At 72.3% G+C, this 23,385-nt stretch carries 18 protein-coding genes; 5 read left to right on the top strand and 13 right to left on the bottom strand.

The genetic code is table 11. The features are described from left to right. Positions 1–9: 9 nt before the first annotated feature. Both ahcY and ACYVF4_RS11075 read right to left on the bottom strand, forming a co-directional pair. On the bottom strand, positions 10–1,479 hold the full coding sequence (ahcY, locus tag ACYVF4_RS11080) for an adenosylhomocysteinase (protein WP_460722636.1): 1,470 nt from the start codon (positions 1,477–1,479) through the stop codon (positions 10–12). Between the two features lie 45 nt (positions 1,480–1,524). After that, positions 1,525–1,731: a DUF3499 family protein gene (locus tag ACYVF4_RS11075; RefSeq protein ID WP_460722634.1), complete on the bottom strand. Its 207-nt coding sequence runs from the start codon at positions 1,729–1,731 to the stop codon at positions 1,525–1,527. 200 nt (positions 1,732–1,931) lie between these two features. Between ACYVF4_RS11075 and ACYVF4_RS11070 the strand changes: the two genes are divergently transcribed. Next, entirely contained in the window at positions 1,932–2,249 is a 318-nt protein-coding gene (locus tag ACYVF4_RS11070; RefSeq protein ID WP_460722632.1) for a metallopeptidase family protein, read from the top strand. A gap of 18 nt (positions 2,250–2,267) precedes the next feature. Here the strand turns inward: ACYVF4_RS11070 and ACYVF4_RS11065 are convergent, their stop codons facing one another. From ACYVF4_RS11065 to ACYVF4_RS11055, 3 genes are all read right to left on the bottom strand, one after another. Further along, the gene (locus ACYVF4_RS11065; RefSeq protein WP_460722630.1) at positions 2,268–3,680 is read right to left on the bottom strand and encodes a DUF5719 family protein; all 1,413 of its coding nucleotides are present in this window, start codon (positions 3,678–3,680) and stop codon (positions 2,268–2,270) included. Next, positions 3,677–6,523, bottom strand: a complete 2,847-nt coding sequence (locus tag ACYVF4_RS11060) for a glycosyltransferase (protein ID WP_460722628.1) — start codon at positions 6,521–6,523, stop codon at positions 3,677–3,679. Before ACYVF4_RS11060 ends, ACYVF4_RS11065 begins: the two co-directional genes overlap by 4 nt. A 78-nt stretch (positions 6,524–6,601) precedes the next feature. After that, positions 6,602–6,928, bottom strand: a complete 327-nt coding sequence (locus ACYVF4_RS11055; protein ID WP_460722626.1) for a WhiB family transcriptional regulator — start codon at positions 6,926–6,928, stop codon at positions 6,602–6,604. Between the two features lie 230 nt (positions 6,929–7,158). Here ACYVF4_RS11055 and ACYVF4_RS11050 point away from each other — a divergent pair, with 230 nt between their 5' ends. From ACYVF4_RS11050 to ACYVF4_RS11035, 4 genes are all read left to right on the top strand, one after another. Then, positions 7,159–8,559, top strand: coding sequence for an O-antigen ligase family protein (locus ACYVF4_RS11050; RefSeq protein WP_460722624.1), 1,401 nt, complete (start codon positions 7,159–7,161; stop codon positions 8,557–8,559). Then, positions 8,556–9,860: an O-antigen ligase family protein gene (locus ACYVF4_RS11045; protein ID WP_460722622.1), complete on the top strand. Its 1,305-nt coding sequence runs from the start codon at positions 8,556–8,558 to the stop codon at positions 9,858–9,860. Before ACYVF4_RS11050 ends, ACYVF4_RS11045 begins: the two co-directional genes overlap by 4 nt. An 84-nt stretch (positions 9,861–9,944) precedes the next feature. Next, entirely contained in the window at positions 9,945–11,858 is a 1,914-nt protein-coding gene (locus ACYVF4_RS11040) for a glycosyltransferase (RefSeq protein WP_460722620.1), read from the top strand. Positions 11,859–11,860: 2 nt separating this feature from the next. Beyond that, a complete protein-coding gene (locus ACYVF4_RS11035; RefSeq protein WP_460722618.1) occupies positions 11,861–12,826 on the top strand; it encodes a glycosyltransferase family 2 protein in 966 nt (321 codons plus the stop codon). Between the two features lie 34 nt (positions 12,827–12,860). Here the strand turns inward: ACYVF4_RS11035 and ACYVF4_RS11030 are convergent, their stop codons facing one another. The 8 genes from ACYVF4_RS11030 to ACYVF4_RS10995 form a co-directional block, all read right to left on the bottom strand. Continuing rightward, on the bottom strand, positions 12,861–14,066 hold the full coding sequence (locus ACYVF4_RS11030) for a polysaccharide pyruvyl transferase family protein (RefSeq protein ID WP_460722616.1): 1,206 nt from the start codon (positions 14,064–14,066) through the stop codon (positions 12,861–12,863). Between the two features lie 12 nt (positions 14,067–14,078). Beyond that, positions 14,079–15,362 carry a glycosyltransferase gene (locus tag ACYVF4_RS11025; RefSeq protein ID WP_460722615.1) on the bottom strand — a complete coding sequence of 428 codons (1,284 nt, stop codon included), beginning with the start codon at positions 15,360–15,362 and terminating at the stop codon, positions 14,079–14,081. Then, positions 15,359–16,348 (bottom strand): lysylphosphatidylglycerol synthase domain-containing protein, encoded by a 990-nt coding sequence (locus ACYVF4_RS11020; protein WP_460722613.1) that lies wholly within the window; start codon positions 16,346–16,348, stop codon positions 15,359–15,361. The genes ACYVF4_RS11025 and ACYVF4_RS11020 overlap by 4 nt, the downstream gene beginning before the upstream one ends. Before the next feature lie 114 nt (positions 16,349–16,462). After that, positions 16,463–18,553, bottom strand: coding sequence for an acyltransferase family protein (locus ACYVF4_RS11015; protein ID WP_460722611.1), 2,091 nt, complete (start codon positions 18,551–18,553; stop codon positions 16,463–16,465). Next, positions 18,550–19,692, bottom strand: a complete 1,143-nt coding sequence (locus tag ACYVF4_RS11010) for a polysaccharide pyruvyl transferase family protein (RefSeq protein WP_460722609.1) — start codon at positions 19,690–19,692, stop codon at positions 18,550–18,552. Before ACYVF4_RS11010 ends, ACYVF4_RS11015 begins: the two co-directional genes overlap by 4 nt. 1 nt (position 19,693) lies before the next feature. Continuing rightward, positions 19,694–21,829, bottom strand: coding sequence for an acyltransferase family protein (locus ACYVF4_RS11005; protein ID WP_460722607.1), 2,136 nt, complete (start codon positions 21,827–21,829; stop codon positions 19,694–19,696). Continuing rightward, positions 21,826–22,578, bottom strand: a complete 753-nt coding sequence (locus ACYVF4_RS11000) for an ABC transporter ATP-binding protein (RefSeq protein ID WP_460722605.1) — start codon at positions 22,576–22,578, stop codon at positions 21,826–21,828. The genes ACYVF4_RS11005 and ACYVF4_RS11000 overlap by 4 nt, the downstream gene beginning before the upstream one ends. Continuing rightward, positions 22,578–23,369 (bottom strand): ABC transporter permease, encoded by a 792-nt coding sequence (locus ACYVF4_RS10995; RefSeq protein ID WP_460722604.1) that lies wholly within the window; start codon positions 23,367–23,369, stop codon positions 22,578–22,580. Before ACYVF4_RS10995 ends, ACYVF4_RS11000 begins: the two co-directional genes overlap by 1 nt. Positions 23,370–23,385 lie beyond the last annotated feature (16 nt).

The raw sequence follows: 23,385 nt of genomic DNA, 5'->3' as shown, positions 1-23,385 counted from the left end.
CCGGATGGCTCAGTACCGGTAGTGGTCCAGCTTGTAGGGACCGTCGACCGGGACGCCCAGGTACGCCGCCTGCTCGTCGCTGAGGGTCGTCAGCTCGACCCCGAGGGCGGGAAGGTGCAGACGGGCGACCTTCTCGTCGAGGGTCTTCGGCAGCGTGTAGACGCCGGTCGGGTACTCCTCGGGCCGCGTGAACAGCTCAAGCTGGGCGAGCACCTGGTTCGAGAACGACGCGCTCATGACGAACGAGGGGTGGCCGGTGGCGTTGCCGAGATTCATCAGGCGGCCCTCGCTGAGCACCAGCACGCTGCGGCCGGTGGGCAGGCGCCACTCGTGGACCTGCGGCTTGATCTCGATGCGCTCGGCGCCGGGGATGGCCGCCAGGCCCGCCATGTCGATCTCGTCGTCGAAGTGGCCGACATTGCCGACGATCGCGAGGTGCTTGAGCCCGAGCAGGTGCTCCGCCGTGACGACCCGCGTGTTGCCGGTGCCGGTGATGACGATGTCGACGTCGCCCACGACGGACTCGAGAGCGGCGACCTGGAAGCCGTCCATGGCGGCCTGGAGGGCGCAGATCGGGTCGATCTCTCCCACGATCACGCGGGCGCCCTGACCGCGCAGCGCCTCGGCGGCGCCCTTGCCGACGTCGCCGTACCCGGCGACGAACGCGACCTTCCCGCCCATCAGGACGTCGGTGGCGCGGTTGATGCCGTCGGGCAGCGAGTGACGGATGCCGTAGATGTTGTCGAACTTCGACTTCGTGACCGAGTCGTTGACGTTGATGGCCGGGAAGAGCAGACGACCGGATGCCGCGAGCTCGTACAGCCGGTGGACGCCGGTGGTGGTCTCCTCGGTGACGCCGATCAGCCCGGCGGCCATGCGGGTGAACCGCTGCGGGTCGGCGGCGAGGCTGGCCCGGAGCGTCTCGAGGACGATGCGGTACTCCGCCGAGTCCTCGGAACGGGGCTCGGGGACGGCGCCGTCACGCTCGAACTCCACGCCCTTGTGCACCAGGAGCGTGGCGTCGCCGCCGTCGTCGAGGATGAGGTTCGGACCGTCGAAGCCCTCGGCGGACCAGTCGAAGATGCGGTCGGCCAGGCGCCAGTACTCCTCGAGGGTCTCGCCCTTCCAGGCGAAGACGGGCACGCCTGCCGGCTGGTCGGCGGTGCCGTGGGGTCCGACGACGACAGCGGCGGCGGCCTCGTCCTGGGTCGAGAAGATGTTGCAGCTGGCCCAGCGGACCTGGGCTCCGAGCGCGGTGAGCGTCTCGATGAGGACGGCGGTCTGCACCGTCATGTGCAGCGACCCGGCGATGCGGGCGCCCTTCAGCGGCTGGGACGGCCCGAACTCCTCGCGCAGCGCCATGAGGCCCGGCATCTCGTTCTCGGCGAGGCGGATCTGGTGGCGGCCGACGGCGGCGAGGCCGAGGTCGGCGACCTCGAACTCGAGCGTGCGCGGACGGGCGGGCGTGTCGATGGTCATCCCGCCATTGTCCCATCCCCCGGGATGGGGGCGCTCACCGCGCTCTCAGGCGCGGAGCGTCTCGTGACGCACGACGACCCACCCGCGGGGAACCGACAGGCGGTCGGTGTGGATCGCGCACAGGTCGTGCGCGTGCGGGTCGGCGGCCTGGCCGAGGGGGCCGAGGGCGGCCATCTGGTCGCCGTAGTCGTAGGTCAGGGTCGACACCGCCTCGCGGGCGCACCCGACCTTGGAGCAGAGTCTTTCGCGCATCGCCGCTCACGCTACCCGCGCGGTGCGGCACCGGGCGGAAGCCGCGCCGGTCGGCCGCATAGGATGGCGGCATGGCGTGGCGACGGACGAGAAGCTCCTCGGCGGAGCGGACGCCCGCCCGGCCGTCCCGCCACGGCCGTCACGGCCGGCAGGGGCGCAGCCCTGTGGTCCGGCCCCCGCTGCCGCCGCTGGAGACGCGCGTGGACCGGTTCGACCTGGCCGTGGGCACGGCCGCGGAGTTCCTGCGCTCGGCATGGCCGGAACTGCGCGACGTGAGCTTCGAGATCGCCGACATGCCGTCGCGGGCCGACGAGGACGGCATCCCCCGATGGTCGGTCCAGTCCGAGGCGAAGCGCATCATCCTCTACCGGCTGCCGATCGAGCGCCTGGGCCATCCGCATCGCGACGACGAGCTGCACCGCCGCATGATGGTGGAGAGCAGCGTCTTCCGCGCGGCGGCGGAATACCTCGACCGCGACCCGTGGGACCTCGGCCCCGAACGGTTCCGCTTCTTCTGAGGCCGGTGGGCGCCCCGGTCAGGGATAGACGACGATCGGGCGGGCCGCGGCATCCGCAGACCAGAGGGGGTATCCGGCGAGCGCGCCGTCCCCCGCCATCGAGATCCCGGCGCGCACCGACCCCTCCCCCGGGTCCAGCCGGTAGACGGTCTGCGCCCGCAGCGGCACGGCGGCCGACGTCCCCGGGGCGACGGTGATCCGCTGCGGGTCGTCGCCGCCTGCGACGGTGAGCTCGGCCACGACGGGCTCCGCCCCGGCGTTGCCCACGACGAGGGTGGCCGCCGCGCCGGCCGGCACGGCGAACAGGCTCGGGGCCTCCACCGCCGGCGCGGGCGCGTACCAGGCGAAGTCGTCGCCGGCGTCGAAGCCCGTAGCCTGCCGGGCCCCGGCGACGACCGGGGCATCGGCATCCACACGCACCGTGTAGAGCCCCTCGGCGAGCCCCTCGAGGCTCACCTCGGTGGGGACGCCCGCCGTCAGCGGCACGTTCCCGATCGTGAGGGCCGACGCGGAGCCGCCCACCTTGGTCGCGGTCACTGTCGCGGTGGCGTCCCGTGACGGCGAAAGGATGCGCACGAGGCTCGTGGCGTCCTGACCCCGCACCGGGGAGGCGGTCACGCGTACCCCCTCCATGATCTGGACGGCCTCGGGCTCGACGACGGGGCCGACCTGATCGGCTCCGCCCGGTTCGAGCACCCGGGTGATCGAGGCCTGCAGCGAGGCCTGCACCGGCGCGCCCGTGGCCGTGACGCGGACGACCGGGCTCTCGGCACCCAGGGCGAGGCCCGACAGCGGAAGCACCCGCTGGGTGCCCGGGGGGAGCACGAGGCCTGCCCCGCCCGCGGGGACGGCCGGCCCCTCGGCGCCGAAGACGGTGAGGTCCACCGTCGCCGGCACGGTGCCGGGATTGCCGAGGATCACCAGGTCGGCGGCGCCCGTGGTGGCGGCGCCGCCGACGAGCCAGGATTCCAGCAGCGGGGGGCGGCACGCCGACGCCGCGAAGCCCGCGATGTCCTCGTCGCGGATCGTGGCCGAGCCCGCCGCGGCGATGTCGGTGCGCGAGCGGCCGTCGGGGGCCGCGACGAACACCTGCGCCCCCTCGTCGACACCGGGCGCGGGCGGCGCCAGTCGCGACCATTCGGCTTCGGGAGCGCCCGGCTCGCCGCCGAAGGTGACGCTCTGCGACGTGGCGCCGGCGATGCTCGCGGCGTCCTCCACGTCCCGGCCGAGGACGAGCAGCCCGCCCGCGCACGAGAGCACGGATGCCGAGGGGGCGGGCACCGCGGCGATCCGCACCGGCTCGCGGGTCAGGGTCGGCCAGGGCACCGACACCGCCGTCACGGCGGCGACGACGGCCGCGGTCGACACCAGCGTGCCCGCGACCATGCGCGTGCTCGTGGGGGCCCAGCGGAACCGGCGTGCGTCGCTCATCGGACCTCCCTCCAGTGCGGACCCACGATGCGGGGCTTGCGCCGGGCCGCCCGCCGCGAGGCGGCGGTCGGCAGCGCGAGCAGCAGCGCGATGGCGATGACCGCCACCTGCGAGGCGGCGATCAGCGTCGCGAGATCCGCCGTCCCCGCACCGGCGTCCGCCCGCGGCGAGAGGTCGCCGTCCACGCGCCACAGCGTGCCCTTGTCGGTCTCGCCGACGGCGTCCAGCCGGTCCCGCTGGTCGAGCGCGTTGACCGCGGTGATCCGCATCGTCCGCGCGGCGTCGGACTCGGGCGCCGCCGCGGGTGCCAGCAGGACGAAGCCGACGCCGGCGTCGGCCAGTCCCGCCACGACGTCCTCGGCGGCGGGCGTCAGCAGGTCGGCGGCGAGCTCGGCGAGCCGGACGTCGGCGGGGCCGACCTCGGTGCGCGTGGCGACGATCGTGGACTGCGCGCCGAGCGTCTCGCCGGCGCCCCACACCACCTGGGCGGCGACGCCGCCGGAGTTCTGGGGAGTGAGGACGATCGTCCCGAGGTCGGGGTCGTCACGCCCCTCGGCAGCCACGTAGGCGGGCAGGGTGCTGGCAGGCCCGTTGGTGAGGACCGCGGTGCCGCGGATCATCGACGTGAGCGAGGGGACGGCCAGGGCGGCCACACCCAGGCACACCACGACCGCGACCAGCGCGCGAACGGGCTCGAGCCTCGGGGCGAGGCCGGCATCCAGTGCGACGAGGGCGCCGCCGAGGGCTCCGAGCCACGCCAGGCTGAGGCCGGCGCCGGGCCAGAGCGCGACGGCCTGCGACTGCGCGGCGGCCACGCTGACCCCCACCGCGAGGGTGGCGGTGGCGATGCCCGCGGCAGCCACCACGAGCAGCACGATGCCGGCGGCCCATCGCTGGGTCACGGGGGCGATGACCGCCAGCACGGCCAGCGGCGCGGCCAGCAGCGGCACCCACCACAGCGGGACGCCGGGCAGCAGCGTCTGCCACCCCGCGAGGTCGGGCGTCGGGATGCCGGAGGTCAGCAGCGCGCGCCCGGCGGCGTCGGCGGCCACCTGCGGACCGGCCCAGGGCAGGCCGGGGTCGGCCAGCAGGCTCCAGGGCGCGCCGCGGGCCACCGCGTTCCACACCAGCGGCACCGCGATGACGGCGGCGGGCACCAGCAGCCACACCAGCCGGCTCACCCCTCGGCCGCCGCGCGTGATGATCGCGATGACGACCGCGGTGAACCACAGCACGATGAGCGCGGGGGTGAGGGACGGCGCGCACGCGAGCACGGCCACGAGCAGGAGCGAGGCGGTCCCCGCGCCCGACCACGACCGGTGGGCCACGGACCCCGAGTACAGCAGCCACGGCAGCAGCAGGTGGACCAGCACGCCCGCCGGGCGCCCGTCCACCAGCGCGACGAGGAAGGTGGGGGCAAGGGCCCACACCACCCCGCCGGCGGAGCGCAGCAGGGACCGATCGGTCACGCGCGTCGCGGCGAACCAGCCGCCCAGGGCGGCCAGCGGCAGGGCGAGCACCCACAGCACCACCAGCGACAGCGACGGCCGCCAGGCCGTCAGGCTGCCGAGGACGGCGATCACCGCGGCGAAGGGGTCGGCGGGACCTGCGCTGTCCAGTCCCAGCGCACGCTGGCCGTAGGCCGCGTCGGCCCACAGCTGGCCGACCGTGGCGCGCAGCGGCAGCAGCGCACCCCCGCCGATCACCGGCCACGCCAGGAGCGCCGTGAAGAAGGATGCCGAGGCGACGAGCGCCGCCAGCACCAGCCACGCACCCCCTCCCGAGAAGAAGCGGAGCTCCCCGCGGTGATGCCGGCCGGCGGAGTCGTCCGCCTCGTCCTCGGCGTGCTCGCGCTCCTCGGCGCGCGAGACGCGGAGCCCTGCCAGCTGCGACCACGACACACGGCGGGTGGCGGCGATGCGGGTGCGCGCCCGCGCGACGGCGAGGATGCGGACCGCGGCGACGGCCGCCGCCCCCCACTCGGGCAGGATGAGCGACGGATGCTTGCGCACGAGGTGCAGGATCGTGCGTCCCGCTGCGGCCGGAAGTATCGCGAGCCACAGCAGCGGCACGGCGGCGGCGGGGGCGTACGCCATCCGGCGGTGCAGGCGCGCGACGCGGGAGGCGTAGGCCAGGCGGCGCCGGCGCGCCGGGTACAGCGGGGAGGGCATCCCCGCCACACCATCGCCCGAGACGGCGACGAGGGCCGCGGGGGCGAGGATCACGCGCGCGCCCGCCAGCCGCGCCCGGATGCCGAGGTCCAGTCCCTCGTCGGCGCCCGAGAGCCCCGCGTCGAGGCCGCCGAGCGTGCGCCAGGCGTCGGCGCGGACGAGGATGCCGCGCACGTCCGCCCCCATCACGTCGTCGCGGCCGTCGTGCTGGCCCTGATCGAACTCGCCGTCGGCGAGCCCCACGGTGCGGCCGAACCGGTTGATGGAGACGCCCAGCGAGACGATCACCGTGCGGTCGTCCCACCGCACGAGCTTGGGCGCGACGAAGGCGACCGACGGCGCGAGCTCCAGGGCGCCGGCGAGATGGCCGAGGGCCTCGGGCTCGGGCGCGGTGTCCTGCGCGAGCAGCCACACCGCATCGGCATCCGGATGCAGGTCGACCATCGTCGTCGCCGCCGCGTACGTGGTGGCCGCCGGGGCGGTCACCACCGAGGCCGGCGCGGCGGCGACGACGTCGGCGACCCCGGGGTCGTCGCCGCACACGACGATCGTCAGGTGGTCGACCGGGCGACTCTGCGCGGCGAGCGCCGCCAGGGTCCGCCGCAGGTGGAAGGCGGCGGGTGTGCGACCGTCGGGGCGCACGACGAGGATGGCGTGTACTCGGGCGGGCATGACTCGGTCAGCCTAAGCCGCGCGATCGGCGATGCAGTCCGCACGCGCCGGAGGCGCGGGATCCGCCGACCGGACCGCTCAGCCGGCGCGCCGCTTGAGCTTGCGTCGCTCGCGCTCGCTCAGGCCGCCCCAGATCCCGAAGCGCTCGTCGTTCTGCAGCGCGTACTCGAGGCACTCGCCCCGGACGTCGCACGTGCCGCAGATGCGCTTGGCATCACGGGTCGAGCCGCCCTTCTCGGGGAAGAACGCCTCGGGGTCGGTCTGCGCGCACAGCGCGTCGGTCTGCCACGAAAGCGGATTGTCGTCCTCGCCCTCTGCGGGACGCCGTAACCCCGGCACCCCCAGCTGGACTGGATCGACGAACCAATTGTCGGGAACGCCTGAACGGTATTGTGAGCCCGCCATATCGTCCTCCCCCTGTTTCTTCCCCCCGCCACGCCGGTCCGCGTGTACCGATAATTACACCCATGTAGTTCCGCGCGGTCAAGTCGCGGATACTAAAACCTCAACTCCCTGTTGAACCTTCACGACTCGCCGTCGGCGTGTCGCGGGTACGTAACGGTCCGGGCGCCCCCGGCGCCCGGCATCCGGTCGCGAGGCTCGGCCGCCCCGCGCGCGGAGTAGCCTGTGTGACGATGGCCGTCCACACCACGCATCCGGCGTCCGCGCCGCCGACTCCGCCGGTGCGCGAGAAGACGGGGCATCTGCTGCTGCGCGGCTGGTGCATCTTCGTCCTGTTCACGGGATTCGCCGGCGTCGGTTGGGTGCTCGCCTTCGGCGAGATCGGCGGCGCGATCGTCGGCCTCGGCGGCGGCGCGGTGTCCCTCGTGCTGTGGAGTCTCGTCCGCCCCCCGGTGCACTGGCAGCGCCTGCCGTGGATCGCCCTCGGCTACGTCGCGTGGGCGACGGCGTCGGTGCTGTGGTCCGCGTGGCCCGCGGCGACGGCGGTGACGCTGGCCCTGCTGTACGTGACCACCCTGCAGGCACTCTTCGTCGGCGCCGTGCTGACGTGGCGCGAGCTCATCCGCGCGATCGCGTCGGCCCTGAAGTGGACGATGGCCCTGTCGCTGCTGTTCGAGCTGTGGGTCGCCCTCGTGGTCGGGGTGCCGGTCCTGCCCGGGTTCGTCCCCCGCGACGAGCCGGTGGACCCGATCCTCTACTGGTCCCGCGCGAACCTCTTCGACGGCGGTCGGATCCAGGGCATCATGGGCAACGCCAACCTGCTGGCGCCGGTGGCGCTGCTGGCGATCATCGTCTTCGCGATCCGGTTCGCCGCGCGGGTTCCCCGCCGCTCGCTGCTGATCGGCTGGATCGCACTGGCGGCCTTCCTGTTCGTGCGGGCCGCATCGGCGACGGCGTTCCTGGCCGCGGCCGGCGTCGCGGTGGTGCTGATCACCGTGCTTCTCATGCGCACCGCCCGTCGCCCGGGCGCGCGCACCCGCTACTACATCGGCTACGCCGTCGTCGCCCTCGGCGGCGCGGCGGCGCTGTGGTTCGGGCGCGAGGCGATCTTCCGCGCCGTCGGGCGCAGCGCCGATCTCACCGGCCGGGAGGACATCTGGCGCGCCGTGCTCGAGCGCGCCGGCGAGCGCCCCGTGGCAGGCTGGGGATTCAGCACGCCGTGGCTGCCGTGGGTGCCCCAGTTCGACGGGTGGATCATCGATCACGGCGAGACGGTCATGCAGGCCCACAGCGTGTGGGTCGACGTCTACCTGCAGCTGGGAGTGGTGGGGGTCGTCCTGGTGACGCTCACCTTCGCCGCCTACGTGTGGCGCTCGTGGTTCTTCGCCGTGGACCGCCCGCGCTGGGACCTGCGCGCCGACCGTCCGTACTCGCCGCTGACGCTCCTGCCGACGCTCGTGGGCGCCATCCTCCTCGTCCAGAGCCTCGCGGAGTCCACTCCGCTGCTGCTGTGGGGGTGGATGCTGGTGGTGATGCTCGGCGGCAAGATCAAGCAGTCCCCGCACATCGGGGTGGGGCCGGCCGAGCACAGCGCGGCCATCGAGCGCGGCGAGCCCGCCGGCCCGCCGTCGTGAGCAGCCCCGCAGATCACCGCCTCTCGGCCTGGCTCGGCGGAGTGCTGGCCTCGGCGGCCTTCGCCCGCGCCTACACCAGTGCCGTCCTCGGCGCGGTCTTCGGCGCCTATGCGATCGAGCGGCTGACCAGCCACGTGACGTACGTGACGATCATCGTCGCCCTGTGCGGCCTGGGTATCGGCGTCCTCGTCGCGCGACGCGAGGAGATCTCGCTCATCCGGCTGCTGCCCACCACGCTCGTCATCTTCCTGGGGTGGACGCTCGCGAGCACGTTCTGGAGCACCGATCGTGGACTGTCCCTGGGCAGCTGGGCGTCCACGGCCGGGGTTGCCCTGCTCGCCGTGGTCATCGGCCACGTCCGGGACACCCTCCAGACCGCCCGGGCGGTCGGCGACGTGCTGCGCGTGATCCTGGGGATCTCGCTCGGCGTCGAGATCCTGTCCGGGGTTCTGCTGGACACCCCGCTGCGCTTTCTGGGGGTCCAGGGCGCGATCGCCGACCTCGGACCGATCCAGGGGATCTTCGGCACGCGCAACCTGCTGGGCTTCGTCGCCGTCATCGCTCTCATTACATTCCTCATCGAGTACCGGACGCAGTCGGTGCGCCTGGGCACCTCGGTCGCGTCGGTCGGCCTCGCCGGCATCCTCGCGGCGCTGAGCGACTCTCCCACCGTCCTCGTCCTCGCCGTCGCCGTCGGTGCGGCGACCGGTGCGCTCGCGCTCGTGCGCCACGCCTCGGCCGCGCGGCGCCCCGCCCTGCAGTGGGTCCTCGCGGTGGCGGTGACGGTGACGATCCTCGTGGGGTACGTGGCGCGGCATCCGATCATCGCCTTCATCAACGCCGGCCAGGACTTCTCGCTCCGCGTGGACCTGTGGAACGCGATGGTCGACTTCGTCCGCGCGCGACCGGTGCAGGGCTGGGGCTGGTACGGCCCGTGGGTCTCGGACGAGCTGCCCTTCAACGTCATCAACTTCCGCCTGGACACCACCCACGCCACCGGGCTCAACGCGTACTTCGACGTCCTTCTGCAGGTGGGCTGGTTCGGCCTGCTGGCCTTCGGCGCGTTCGCGGGAGTCGCCCTCGTACGGTCGTGGCTGGATGCCAGCGAACGGCAGAGCGTGATCTACGCCTGGACGCCGCTCGTGCTCATCGCGCTGCTGGTGGACTCCTTCTTCGAGAGCTTCACGCTGGCGGGCATCGGCTGGATGATGCTGGTGCTGTGCGCCGTGCGAGCCGGGCAGTCCTCCCGGGCGTGGCGGGAGCGGCTGGACCGCCGGCCCGAGGGCACCACGCTGGGCTGAGCCCACCCGGGGTGCGCTCATGCGGGCGCGCTAGGATGCACTCTTGGTCGCGCCCGGCCCCTTCCGCCGAACCCCGGAGCTGTCTTGCCTCACGTCCTGCAGAAAGTCGTCCTCCCCCAGGAACGAGACCCCGACCTGCTGCCCCTCTACGTCGACCCCGAGACCTGGTCGATCATCGACGAGGAGCACGTCCGGGTGTCCAACCGGGCGCACATCGGCAACGTCCTCGGGCGGCAGCGCGCGCGCATCCAGGCGGGCCGGCGGGTGTCGTTCGGCTCCTACTTCAACGCCTTCCCCGCGTCGTACTGGCAGCACTGGACCTCGGTGCGCAACATCCAGCTCACCGTTCGCACCAAGGGACGCGCGACGATCCTCGTCTACCGGTCCAACGGCGGCGGGACGCCGCAGCGACTGGCGACCGAAGAGGTCTCGGGCCAGGCCTCGACCACGTTCGACCTGACCCTCACCCAGTACAGCGACGGCGGGTGGATATGGTTCGACATCGTCTCGGACGACGAGGTCGCGATCTTCGAGGGCGCCGAATGGACGACCGAAGAGGAGCCCGCCCGCACCGGCAAGGCGTCCATCGGCATCACGACGTACAACAAGCCCGACTACTGCATCGCGACGCTGCAGAGCATCGCGGCCAACCCCGACGTCGTCGAGCTGATCGACAGGATCTTCGTCGTCGACCAGGGCACCGAGCGCGTGGACGCCGAGTCCGAGTACCCGGCGGTGGCCGAATCGCTCGGCGAGACGCTGCGCATCATCACCCAGCCGAACCTCGGCGGTTCGGGCGGGTTCGCGCGGGCGATGTACGAGACCCTGGAGCGACCCGACAGCGACTTCGTCCAGCTCCTCGACGACGACGTCATCATCGAGCCCGAGTCGCTGCGCCGCTCGGTGGTCTTCGGGCGCTTCACCACCGAGCCGACGCTCGTGGGCGGCCACATGTTCGATCTGCTCGACCGCCCGAAGCTGCACGCGTGGGCCGAGGTCGTCGACGACAAGCCGTTCATGTGGCGAAACCTCTTCCAGGAGAAGATGCCGCACTACTTCGGCGAGACGAACCTGCGCCAGACCGGCATCCTTCACATGCGCATGGATGCCGACTACAACGGCTGGTGGATGTGCCTCATCCCGAAGCAGGTCATCCGCGAGGTGGGTCTGGCCCTGCCGGCCTTCATCAAGTGGGACGACGCGGAGTTCTGCGTCCGCGCGGGCAAGGCGGGCTATCCCACCGTGTCGATGCCGGGCGTCGCCCTCTGGCACGTCTCGTGGCTGGGCAAGGACGACGCCATCGACTGGCAGGCCTACTTCCACGGACGCAACCGGCTCGTCGCGGCGCTCCTGCACTCGACGCAGAAGCGAGGCGGCACGCTCATCCGCCACAGCCGTCGCATCGACATCAAGCACCTGCTGATGATGCAGTACTACCCCGTGGCGCTTCGCAACCGGGCGCTCCGCGATGTGCTGCGCGGCCCGCAGCACATGGCCCAGAACATCGCCACCGCGATGCCCGCGGCCCGGGCGCTGGCGAAGGAGTTCCCCGAGACGGTCGTGCACAAGGACGTCGACAAGATCCTCCGCGCGACCAAGGGCCGCCAGACCTTCCGCCGGCTCAAGCGCAACGTCTTCGACAGCCCCACCGGCATCGCGCTGCGGTGGTTCACCGCCACCACCCTGATCTCGCACTGGCTGCACACCCCGAAGCCCGAGAACGTCGCGACCCCCGAGGTGGAGTTCGGCAAAGGCGACGCGAACTGGTGGCGCCTGCCGCTGCACGACAGCGCTCTGGTGAGCGCGGCGGACGGCTCCGGCAAGAACATCTACGTCCGCGACCGCGCGTTCTTCCGCCGCGCGATCGTCGAGACGGTGATCCTGCACTGGCAGCTGCAGCGCCGCTGGCCGAAGCTGGCCAAGCAGTACCGCGCGCACCTCGGCGAGATGACGTCGCCGGGCTCGTGGGCTCGCATCTTCGGCGAGGGCGACCGCTGACGATGGCGGAGCCCACGCCCGGAGCGACGTTCGATCCCGCCTCCGCGACGATCGCGATCGTCACCTTCAACCGCTCGTACCTGCTCACGCGGCTGCTCGAGAGCCTGGTGAGGATGCAGCCCCAGCCCGGGCACGTCGTCATCGTCGACAACGCCTCGACCGACGACACCACCGCGGTCGTGGAGTCCTTCCGCGACCGGCTGGGCGCCACGCTGGTGTACCGCAGGCTCGAGACGAACACCGGCGGGTCGGGGGGATTCAGCGAAGGCATGCGCGTGGCGTACGAGCTGGGTTCGGAGTGGATCTGGCTCATGGACGACGACGTCGAGGTCATCCCCGACGGCCTGGCGAAGATGGGCCGCTGGGCCCCCCGGTTCCAGAGCATCCAGGGCCGGCGCTACGACTACGACGGCAGCGAGTTCTACTGGCAGTACCGGATCGCCGAAAGGATGGGCATCCCCATCCCGTTCGCCCCCGCGGGGTTCGACGAGTCCGGCTTCAAGCCCATGAACTCCGGCTGCTTCGAGGGCATGTTCATCCACCGCGACATCGTCCGGCAGATCGGCCTGCCCGATCCGCGGTTCTTCATCTACTGGGACGACCAGCTGTACGGCTGGCTCGCCTCGCGCAAGACCGCATCGGTGATCGTCGACGAGTTCGTCCTGCGCCGCACCCGCGAGATCAAGCAGTGGGACATGGGCGTGCGCCACATGAACGCCTCGAGCAACGCCTACCGGTACTACATCATGCGCAACCGCGCGATCATCAAGCAGTACTATCGGTCGCTCGGGGTCTACAGCCCGGTGCTCTTCGGACTCGGCACCGCCCTGACCTTCGGCAAGGAGCTCATCCGCCTGGTCTTCGTCGAGCGGACGGTGCGCGGCACGTCGCACCTGTTCCGCGGGCTGCGGGACGGGCGCGCGATCTCGCGCGACCGGTCATGGTCGCCCATGCCCGCGCTGGGCTGATCGCCGCCCGCGAAGACCGCCGCACCGCCCAGGCTCAGACGCCGGGCCACCCGCTGCGGGCGTCGGCCACGAGCCGGTCGCCCATCTCGCCCACCCGAGTGTCGACCGTCGCGATCACCTCGTCGCGGTGGGCGGCGAGGTGCGCCGTGAGCCCCATGACCTCGTCGACGGCGTCGGGCTCCAGCATCCGCTCGATCGGACGGGAGAGCTCGGGCAGGCCCAGCTGCTCGTAGAACAGCCGGCCCTTGTCGACGTAGTACAGCACCAGCGCCGGCACGCGCGCGCACGCGGCGAGGATCGCCGAGTGCAGCCGCGAGGCGACGAAGTAGTCGCACCGCTGGATCACGGCCGAGAGCTCGGCGGGCGAGAAGCGGTCGTCGTCGAGGACCCGGGCGCGGTGGGGCTCCTTCATCCGCGAGATGATGTCGTGCGCGAGCGCATCGTCGCCCTCTGAGGCGGCCATGTGCATGGGGAAGAACAGCAGATTCGCGCTCGACTCCGCCGTGATGCGGTCGGCGAGCCTCACCAGGTTGTCGCGATACGTCTCGAAGTCCGCTGTGTCGGAGCTCTCGCCGCGCAGCGCGAACGGCAGCCAGCCCCCCTTGCGGTAGTGGAACCAGCGCCGCACGCCCATCCCCACGACGTCGTCCAGGAACGCCCCGTCGACGTCCAGCGACGTCTGCAGCCGGCCGGCGAGGTCATCGGACCAGGGCGCGACGGGCGCGAGGATCGCGGGGTCGAACGACGCCGTGACCGGGATGCGGACCCCCCAGGCGCGGAGCTTGTCGGCGGACTCCTCGTCGCGCACGACGAAGCCGCGGGTGCGGCCCACGGTGTACGCGATGGCCCGACGGCTGCTGGGCGCCGAGGTCGGCCCGATCCCCTGGAACGCCCCGAACACGTTGCGGTTCACGAGCGAGACGCCGGTGATCTTCAGAGCCCAGTACAGCAGCCCGAGGCGGTTGGTGTAGTCCTTCAGGATCTCGCCGCCGCCCCACAGCACGACGTCCGCCGTGCGCGCGTGACGCAACAGCCGCAGATAGTCCAGCGGCCGGATGCTGTAGGGCGACTGCGGCAGGAACCGGATCCCGAACCAGCGCTCGTCGCGCTCGTCGAACTGCGAGAGCGCGTGGATGTCGGCGTCGGGCCACCGGCGGCGGACGACCTCGATCAGACCGGCGAGGATGGCGCGGTCGCCGCGGTTCTTCGGCGAGTCGCTGTTGAGGATGAGGACACGCATGAGGTCGGGCTCCTAATCGGCGGCGGGGGCGGGGCGGTCGCCCAGGAAGGGGTCCAGCAGGAACTCGGCGGTCTCCTCCGCGATCCGAGGCCAGTCGAACCGGGCCGCGGTGGCGCGCGCGGCGTCCGCGACGGCGCGCAGGCGCTCGGGGTGCCACGAGAGCACGTCGGCGAGGTCGCGGGCGAGGGCCGGCACGTCGCCTGCCGGCGTGATCACGCCGTCGACCCCGGAGGTGACCACCTCGCCGGCGTTGCTGGCGTCGGAGGCGATGGTGGGCACGCCGTAGGCGAGGGCTTCGAGCAGCGACACGGGCAGGCCCTCGGCGTCGCCGTCACCGGTCACGATCGACGGCAGAACGCAGACGTCCGCCTGCCGGTACAGCAGGTCCTTGTCGGGCCCCGACTGATACCCCACGAAGGCGACGCGGTCCGCGAGCCCGAGCTCCCGGGTCTGCGCCTCCAGCTGCGGACGCAGCGGACCGTCGCCGGCGACGATGAGCCGGGCGTCGGGGACCGTGTCCCCGACGTCGGCGAAGGCGCGCAAGAGCAGCGAAACGCCCTTCTTCTCTGCCAGCCGTCCCATGAACAGCACGGTGCGCGCCGGACGCGGTTCGGACCCCGCATCCTCCACCGGACCGGCGAAGGCGACGTCGACGCCCATCGGGATGACGCGCGAGCGCTCGCGGATCCCGCGCCACGCGCCCTCGTCGAAGAAGGGGCGCATGCGCTGCAGCGACGTCTCGCTCACCGCGGTGAAGCGGCGCGCCGAGGCGGACACGCGAGAGACGACGGCGCGCCCGGCGGCGCCGAACCGGCCCCACACCGCCACGTCCGAGGCGTGGGTGGTGAAGACGAAGGGGATGTCGGCGCGACGTGCGACCGGTGCCACGCAGACCGCCTGCGGCGTGAACCAGTGGGCGTAGACGATGTCGGGGCGGTCGCGCGCGACGACGCGGCGGACGGCACGGTATTCGCCCCACAGCAGCGCCGGGACGGCGAGCAGCTGGAGCGGATTCCGGCGGATGGCGGGCATGATGCCGTGGCCGGCCAGCGACTGCCAGCGACGAGGCCGCAGGTAGTGGAACCGGAGCTCGGTGAAGCGCTCGTGCACCGTCCGGTCGGCTGTGCCGCTTCGCGCGTCGTGCGGCGCCAGGACCGTGAAGCGCCAGTCGGGGCGGGCCTCGGCCAGCGCGACCACCTGATCGTGGACGAAGCGCGGAACGGTGTCCCGAGGGCCCGACGGGAAGGTCGAGGCCACCACGAGGACATGGCGGCGGGCGGCAGCGGGTCGATTCATGCGGGATCGGCTCCGATCGCGGCGGGCCTGCGGCGCCCGCGCGAGGCCCAGGCGAGCGCGAAGAAGACCAGGTCCACCACGATGCTCCACAGGCGGAGCACGATGACCAGGACGAGCGCGACGGCACCCGGCATGACCACGGCGAGAAGGAGCCCGAGCGTCCCCTCGCGCACGCCGAGGCCGCCGGGGGCGAAGACGGCGAGCATGCTGACGGCGGATGAGAGGCTGGCGGCGCCGATGACGAACAGCGCGTCGGTGAGCGGCAGCTGCGGATAGACCGACACCGCGACCAGGTAGTAGCTGGTGCCCGTGATCAGCGCTCCGCCGACGTACATCGCCGTCGCTTCGAGCATGGCGGCCCACCCGGGGAACAGGCTGGGATCCGGCTGTCCGCGGCGGAGCACGCGGAAGGCGAGCGCCAGCAGACGGTGGAAGACCGGCGGGACGAGGGCGATGACCCCGGCAGCCAGCGCCGCCACCATGGCCCATCGCACCCACGGCGCGAGGGCCGCCGCCCGGGAGTCCAGCATGACCAGCGCGATCCCCACGACGAGGGTCGCCATGATCTGCAGCGCGCCTTCGAGGACGCCGCTGACCGCCAGCTTGGAGCGCGGCACCCCATGTCTTCCGGCGAAGTAGACCTTGCCCAGGATCCACGTCGCCGCCCCGGGGATGTAGCGGCCGAGCCAGGACTTCGCGTAGATGTACGTGAGCTCGATGTAGTGGCCGCGGAGCCCGGTACCGCCGAGGCGGTGCAGCAGACGCAGCCAGATGAACACCCCGAGATAGCGGAAGAGCAGGCTCAGCACGGTGGCCGCGATCAGCGGCCACCACGACAGGGTCAGGCCCCGCAGCGCAGTCCAGTCGATGCTCAGGACCGCCACGGCGAGGAACGCCAGCAGCAGCGCGTAGAAGAGGATGGGCACGGCGCGTCGCAGCCAGCGGCGACGGCGCGACGGCGCGACGGCCGATGCGTCGTCACTCATGCGGCGAGCGCTCCCCTCGCTCGGCGCGGCGCCGAACGGGCGACGGGCCAGCGGGAATCGAGGGGCGACAGCACCGGGCGAGTCTACCAACCGTCACCTGTCGGCCCCGCCAGTTCAGCCGCCGACGACCGCCGCGATCTCGCGATCCAGGTACGGCGCCAGGGTTCGCGCGTAAGTCGCCGTCAGGTGCGCGCCGTCCCGCGTGGTGATCACGCCGCCCACCACCATGTGGCAGCGGTCCGTGTCGCACATGTAGCCGTTCAGGTCGACCAGGTGGGCGTAGGCATCCCGCTCGACCGCGTCGGCCAGCCCGTCGTCGCGGAGCGCATCTGCGCGCGGCAGGGAGCAGGCACCCGCGGTCACGGCGCTCCGGTCGAGGACGCACGTGAGGGCGTCGCCGCCGAAGAGAGGATTGTCGCGGATGGCGATGACGGGGGTCGCCGGGTCGGAGCGCGCCGCCCACGCCGAGGCGTGCCCCGCGGCCCGCGCGTCGCGCAGGGATTCACCGGGCGGGACGACGTACTCGGCCTTGCTCGAGTTCGTCACCAGGATGGCGTCGAGCGGAGTCTGCGCGACGAACCGGTCGACGTCCTCGTTCCAGTCCGCGCACCGCCGGGTCAGCGCGCGGTTGGGCTGTTCGCGCGGCAGGTCCGTCCAGTGGCACCCCGCCCGCCCGGCGATGTCGATCCGCCAGCCGTGGGCCCGGGCGATCTGCTCGTAGGCGCCGATGAGGGCGTTGCTGTGCGAGTCGCCCACGGCGAGCAGGTGCTTGGTGTAGCCGCTCTCGGGGCCGACGCGGCACATCGCGAAGTCCTCGGAGCCCAGCCCCGCCCAGCATTCGGGGCGGTTGGCGTCGTCCGATGCGAGCGACTCGACCGCGGGCAGGAGGGACGACGTCGCATCCCAGGCATCGGCGCACTCCGGGCGATCGGGATCGGCGGCTGCGGCCCCGTGACAGCCTCCGGCCTCCACGGTCGGGCGCAGGGCGTGGGCGGACCACTGCACCCCTGCCGCCACGATCGGGACGACGGCGATCGCCGCCAGGGCCGGCGCGAGGCCGCGCGCCCGGCCGCGCGCGGCGGTCCGGGCCGACAGGGGACGTTCCAGGACCCACCACGTGAGCGCCGCCAGAGCGACGGACAAGGCCAGCACCAGCACGCCTCCGGCCGGACCGAGCCGGCCGTCGACCCGCCCGCGAAGCGCGAGGTACCCGATGAGGACGGGCCAGTGCCACAGGTACAGCGAGTACGAGATCTTGGTCAGTCCCGCGAGGGCTCGCGAGCGCAGCACCCGCGCTGCGCTCGAGTCTCCCCGCGCCGAGACCGAGAGGACCACCAGGGCCGCGCCCCCGACGGGCACGAGCGCGGCGGCACCGGGATAGGCCGCCGCCCCGTCGAGCACGAATCCGCTGGCGAGGATGAGCACGAGCCCGAACCAGCCCGACACCGCCGGCACCGGCATCCGCTTCGCCGCACCGAGACCGATGATCCCGCCGACGAGCAGGCCGGCACCGACCTCCCACGCACGGGCAAGAGTGTCGAAGTAGGCCGCGGCGGCGCCCTCGGCATTGCGCACCACGGCGTAGGCGAACGAGGCGATGGTCCCGAGGGCGGCGGCAGCCCACAGCGCGACAGTCGGGCGGTGCCTCACGCCCGGCATCGCGCACACCAGCGCGACGACCGCCGGCAGGATGAGGAAGAACTGCCCCTGGATCGACAGCGACCAGAAATGCTGCACGGGACTCGTCAGCGGACCCGCGGCGCCGTACGCGAGCTGCGAGCCGATGAGCTGCCAGTTCTCGAGGTACAGCGCCGCCGAGATGATCTCGGCGACGGTCTGCGATCGGGTCCAGGGCGGCAGCAGCACGAAGGTCATGACCAGGGTCGCGCCCAGCACGACGGCGGCGGGCGGCGCCAGCCGGCCGAAGACCCGTGACCACCGGGCCACGAGCCTGCCCTGCTCGCCCGCACGGATCGCGGACCCCAGCGACAGCGCCAGGACGACTCCCGAGACGAAGAGGAAGACGTCGACGCCGCCGGACACCCTCCCCTGCCCGAAGAGGTGGAACACCACGACCAGGGTCAGCGCGACCGCCCGCAGACCGTCGATCTCGGCGATCCGGGCTGTCCGTGGCGCCGCCACAGTGCTCGGTCGCCCGGAGGCCGGCGGGGCGCCGGCGTCCGCGGCCACCGACGTCGCGGTCATCGCGCGGGGTAGAGCGAATCGGCCAGCGCGAGCTTCCGACGCGCCAGCTCGCGGGCGTGGGCGGGGAAGCCCGCCTCGATCGTCGCATCGGCGGCGTCCGGCTTGTCGCCGGCGGTGAGAACGGACCACCCGGTCCCGAGTGCAAGCAGCGACGAGTGCTTGACGTCGTAGTAGCCCGCCTCGCCCTGGACGATCAGGCCGGACGCGCCGGCCGCCGCGGCGAGCAGGTGGAAGTGGAAACGGCTGGTCAGCCAGCGCTGCCCGGAGCGGGCCGGCAGCCCGTCCGACCAGATGTGCCCGAACGGATACACCCGCTCCGCCGATCCCGTCGCGCCGAGGTACCGGACGTCGTCCGGGGGGATCGCCTCGACCATCCCCACCTCGCGCGCAGTGCCCGAGAAGGAGCGGATGGTGCGCCGCACGTCGTCGTCGTCCCACGCCCGCAGATCGCCCTGCACCAGGACCATCCGATCCGGGCTCGGCCGCGCGTCGAACACGGGCCGGTCCAGGGCCAGCGCCAGGAAGGCGTCGTCGAGGCCGACGTCCGCCCCCGCGAGGCGGGCGCTGGGCTCATCGCGGAACTCCGCGTGGTCGAATCGGGCGAACCGCGACGCCAGCCACGGCGCCTGCTGCTCGGTCAGCGGCATCAGCCCCTGCCCGGTGGCGAACAGGCGGATGCCGAATGCCGCGCGGAGCGCCACGAGCGCCCCGACGAGACCGAGGTTGTCCTGCCAGAGGGCGTTGAGGTATCCGCCGCCCAGCAGGTGGACCGAGGCCATCCGCCGCAGCGCCAGCAGGCCGGGATCGAAGCGCGGGGATCCGAGCTCCACCACGAGCCGGGTGATGCGCTCGGTGTCGGCGAGCGGGTCGTGCATGGGGCTCGACAGCGCGAGCTCCCACAGCGTGTTCGTGACGCGGAGCCGGGGATGGGTGTCGGCGAACAGGTGCGAGGCTCTGCCGGGATGCGGGCAGTCCAGCCACACCTCGCGGTGCGGGTGCCGCACGGCGAGGTAGTCGAGCCAGGCGCGGGTGATCAACTCGTCGCCGTAGTTCGGGTGACCGGCGGTCGAGATCAGGTAGAGCGGATCGCCCTGGTCCCGACGCCCGAGGCCACGGATGGCCGGCACCGTGAATCTCATGTCACTTCCCCAGTGCCCGGTCGAGCTCGCGGCCGAGAGCGGGCGCCATCGTCTCGGAGAACGTCGCCGAGTAATGACTGCGGTCGTAGTGGGTGATGACTCCCCCGACGACGAAATGGCAGGTGCCGTCGTCGCACTGCGCCGCGTTGAGGTCCACCGCGCGGACGCCCCGCGGCAGCGCGCGCTCCAGCGCGAGGTCGATGGGGTCCAGCGGCAGCGCCTCGCTCCGGGGGAGGGCGCACGGGTCGTCCGATCCCCGTTCGGCCGCGATGCAGTCCGGGACGCTCTCGGGCGCGATCGGACCGTCCCGCAGGACCACGACAGGCGTGCCCTCAGAGGCCAGCGCAGTCCACATCCCGCGGAAACCGTCCGCCACCTTCTGCAGGTCCGCGCGCTCGGAGATCACGTCCGTCATGGGACGCGAGCCGCTTGCGGTGACGATGAGGTCGACCTCGGGATCCGCGGCCGCCACGCCGGGGACGCGCTCCTTCCACTCCCGGCAGGCGGGGTCCTGCTCGATGCGCAGCTCGTCCCCGAAACCGGCGACGACATCGTCGTACGTGGGCAGCGCCGCCCGGCATCCCGCATACCACATCAGCTTCACCTGCCAGCCGCGGTCCTCGGCGAGTGCTGCCACAGCCGGCAGGTAGTGCTCCACGTGCGAGTCCCCGACGAGGGCGATCGTGGTGTCCGCGTCGCGGGGCCCCCACACGCACTGCGGGACGCCGTCCACCTCGTCGCAGTCCTGGTAGGGCACTCCCGCCCACTTCACCGGAGTGTCCTGCCGGGCGAAGTCCGCACCCAGGACGGGGGTGACCTGATGTGCGCCGCCGCAGTCGGCGTCGAGCATCGCCGCGGCTCCGAAGCAGCCCGAGTCCTTGAGCTCGGCCACTGTCGCCCGCGCCTGCTGCAGCTCACGGTCGAGAACGGCGATCGGCGTGAGTCCGACGGCGACGATCACGGCGGTGGCGGCACCGAGCGCCGCGGCCGTGCGCACCTTCGCGCGGACGTCGAGATCGTGCGAGCCGCGGAACCGGTCCTCGACGTAGGTCTTCGTCAGCCAAGCCAGGACGAAAGAGCCGACGAGGATGCCGAACTTCTGGAGCATCGTCAGCGGCGCCCCGGTCATGAGCGGGATGAGGACGATCGGTGGCCAGTGCCACAGGTAGAGCGAGTACGAGACGTCGCCGACCCACTGCACCGGGCGGCGCGCCACCAGCCAGTCCGGTCCCCGCCTGCCCGGGGCGTGCCCGGCCGAGATCACGGCGAGGGCTCCGGCCACCGGCACGACGGCGGCGTAGCCGGGGAACGGGGTGGCTCCCGAGAACGCGAAGATGGACCACGCGATGAGGCCGTACCCGGCCCACGCGACGACGGCCGCGAGCCGGGGGTTGGCGGCTGCGCGACGCGCGACGGGCGCCGCGAACACGCCGAGCAGCGCCCCGGCGGCGAACTCCCACGCGTGCGTGAACGTGGAGAAGTAGCCGTAGGCCTCGGCCCGGACCAGGACGGAGTACGCGAACGAGCCCGCGAGGACGGCCGAGATCGTCGCCACGACCGCGAGACGCTGCGCGCGCGCCGTGCGCGTGCGAGCGATCAGGACGGCCACGGTGAGCAGCACCGGCCACACGAGGTAGAACTGCTCCTCGACCGACAGCGACCAGTAGTGCTGGACGGGCGAGGCGCCCTGGTCCTCGGCGAAGTAGTCGACGGAGTTCGACGCCAGCAGCCAGTTCTGGACGTACACCGCGCTGGCGACGATCTCTGAGAGGAACTGCCGCCACAGCACGCTCGGCACGGCCACCAGCGTCGTGACCGCCGTCACCAGCAGCACGACGAACGCCGCGGGGATCAGGCGGCGGACGCGGCGCATCCAGAAGGTCGTCAGGACGGGCCTGCCCGTGCGGGCGGAATCGCGCAGCAGGTGCGAGGTGATGAGGAAGCCCGATATGACGAAGAAGACGTCCACCCCGACGTAGCCGCCCGGGATCAGCCCCGGCGCGAGGTGGAAGGCGACCACCGCGAGCACGGCGACCGTGCGGAGCGCCTGGATCTCGGGCCGGAAGCGCGGTCCGTCCTCGAACCAGTGCGACGCGGGCCGACGGCTCCGCGCCGGAGCGGTGGATGCGCGGGTCACGAGCCGGCCACCCCCTCGCTGTCGGCGTTGTAGCGGTCCAGGACGTCGGCGATCGGGCCGTCCATCGTCAGGCGGTGACGGTCGAGATAGAGCCCGCGGGTGCAGAAGCGGCGCAGATCGCGCTCGTTGTGGCTGACGAAGAAGAGCGTCCTTCCCTCGGCCAGCATCTCGTCGATGCGGCGGTAGCACTTCTCGCGGAAGGCCTTGTCGCCCACCGCCAGCACCTCGTCCACGAGCAGGATCGGCTCGTCCAGCTGCGACACCACTGAGAAGGCCAGGCGGACCTTCATGCCGTTGGACAGGTGCTTGTAGGGAGTGTGCTGGAAGTCGGCCAGTTCCGCGAAGTCGATGATGGAGTCGTAGCGCCGCGCGACCTCCGCACGCGGCATCCCGTGCAGCCCCGCGGTCAGACGCACGTTCTCGCGAACGGTCAGGTCGCCGACGAATCCCCCGGTGATCTCGATGAGGGGGGCGACGCCGCCCGCCACCACCACACGGCCCTCATCCGGCAGGAGGACGCCGGCGACGAGCTTGAGCAGCGTGGACTTGCCCTGGCCGTTGCGCCCCACGACGCCGATGGCCTCGCCGGCGCGGACCTGGAAGCTGACCTCGCGGAGCGCCCAGAACTCATCGGGCCGGGAACGACGGGAGGGCCCGGCGAAGAGGTCCTTGAAGGACCGGCGGCCGCGTCTGTTGCGGCGGAACCGGATGCCGAGGCCCTCCACGCGGATGGCGACGTCGCCGGACATCACAGCTCCTTCAGCACGGGTCGTTCGAGCCGCCGGAAGACCGCGAGCCCCGCCCCCAGGATCAGCACGGACAGGAGGGCCGCCGAGACCACGCTCAGCGTGTCCCACTGATCGGGGAAGAAGCCGACACGGTAGAGGGTGAAGATCCCCGCCAGCGGGTTCAGGGCGGCGAGCTGGGCGAAGACGCCCGGCAGGTCCGCCACCCCGTAGATGATCGGCGACGCGTAGAACAGGGCGCGGAGGATGAGGCGCGTGGTGCGCTCGAGGTCGCCCCACAGCACGCACAGCGGTGAGACGATCAGGCCGAGGCCCACCAGCAGCATGGTCTGCAGGAGGACGGCGACGGGGATCCACAGCACGCCCCACGTCACGCTCGCCCCGCCGAAGACCGCGAAGAGTGCGAGCACCGGCAGGGACAGCAGGAACTCGATGCCCTTGCTCAGCACGATCCGGTTGACCCAGATCGACCGGGGAATGGCCGTCGAGCGCACGAGTCGCGCGTCCTTGTTGAAGGCCTTGGTGAAGTCCGTGACGGATGCGTTGAACCACACCCACGGCAGCAGCGCCGTGATGAGGAAGACGATGTACGGCTCCTCGCCCACGCCGCGACCGAAGACCTGGGTGAAGACGAACCAGTAGATGAGGCTCATCACCAGGGGATCGAGCACCGACCACAGATACCCCAGGGTGCTCGTGGCGTAGCGCACGCGCAGGTCTCTCGCCGACAGGAGCCACAGCGAGTGCAGATAGCGACGCGGCGAGCCCGCGGCGCCGACGAGGACAGTCGTCACGGAGAGTCTTCCCCCG

The organism is Microbacterium aureliae, assembly GCF_054780155.1.
The sequence above is the reverse complement of the archived record's forward strand: the minus strand, read 5'-3'. Positions and strand labels throughout refer to the sequence as shown.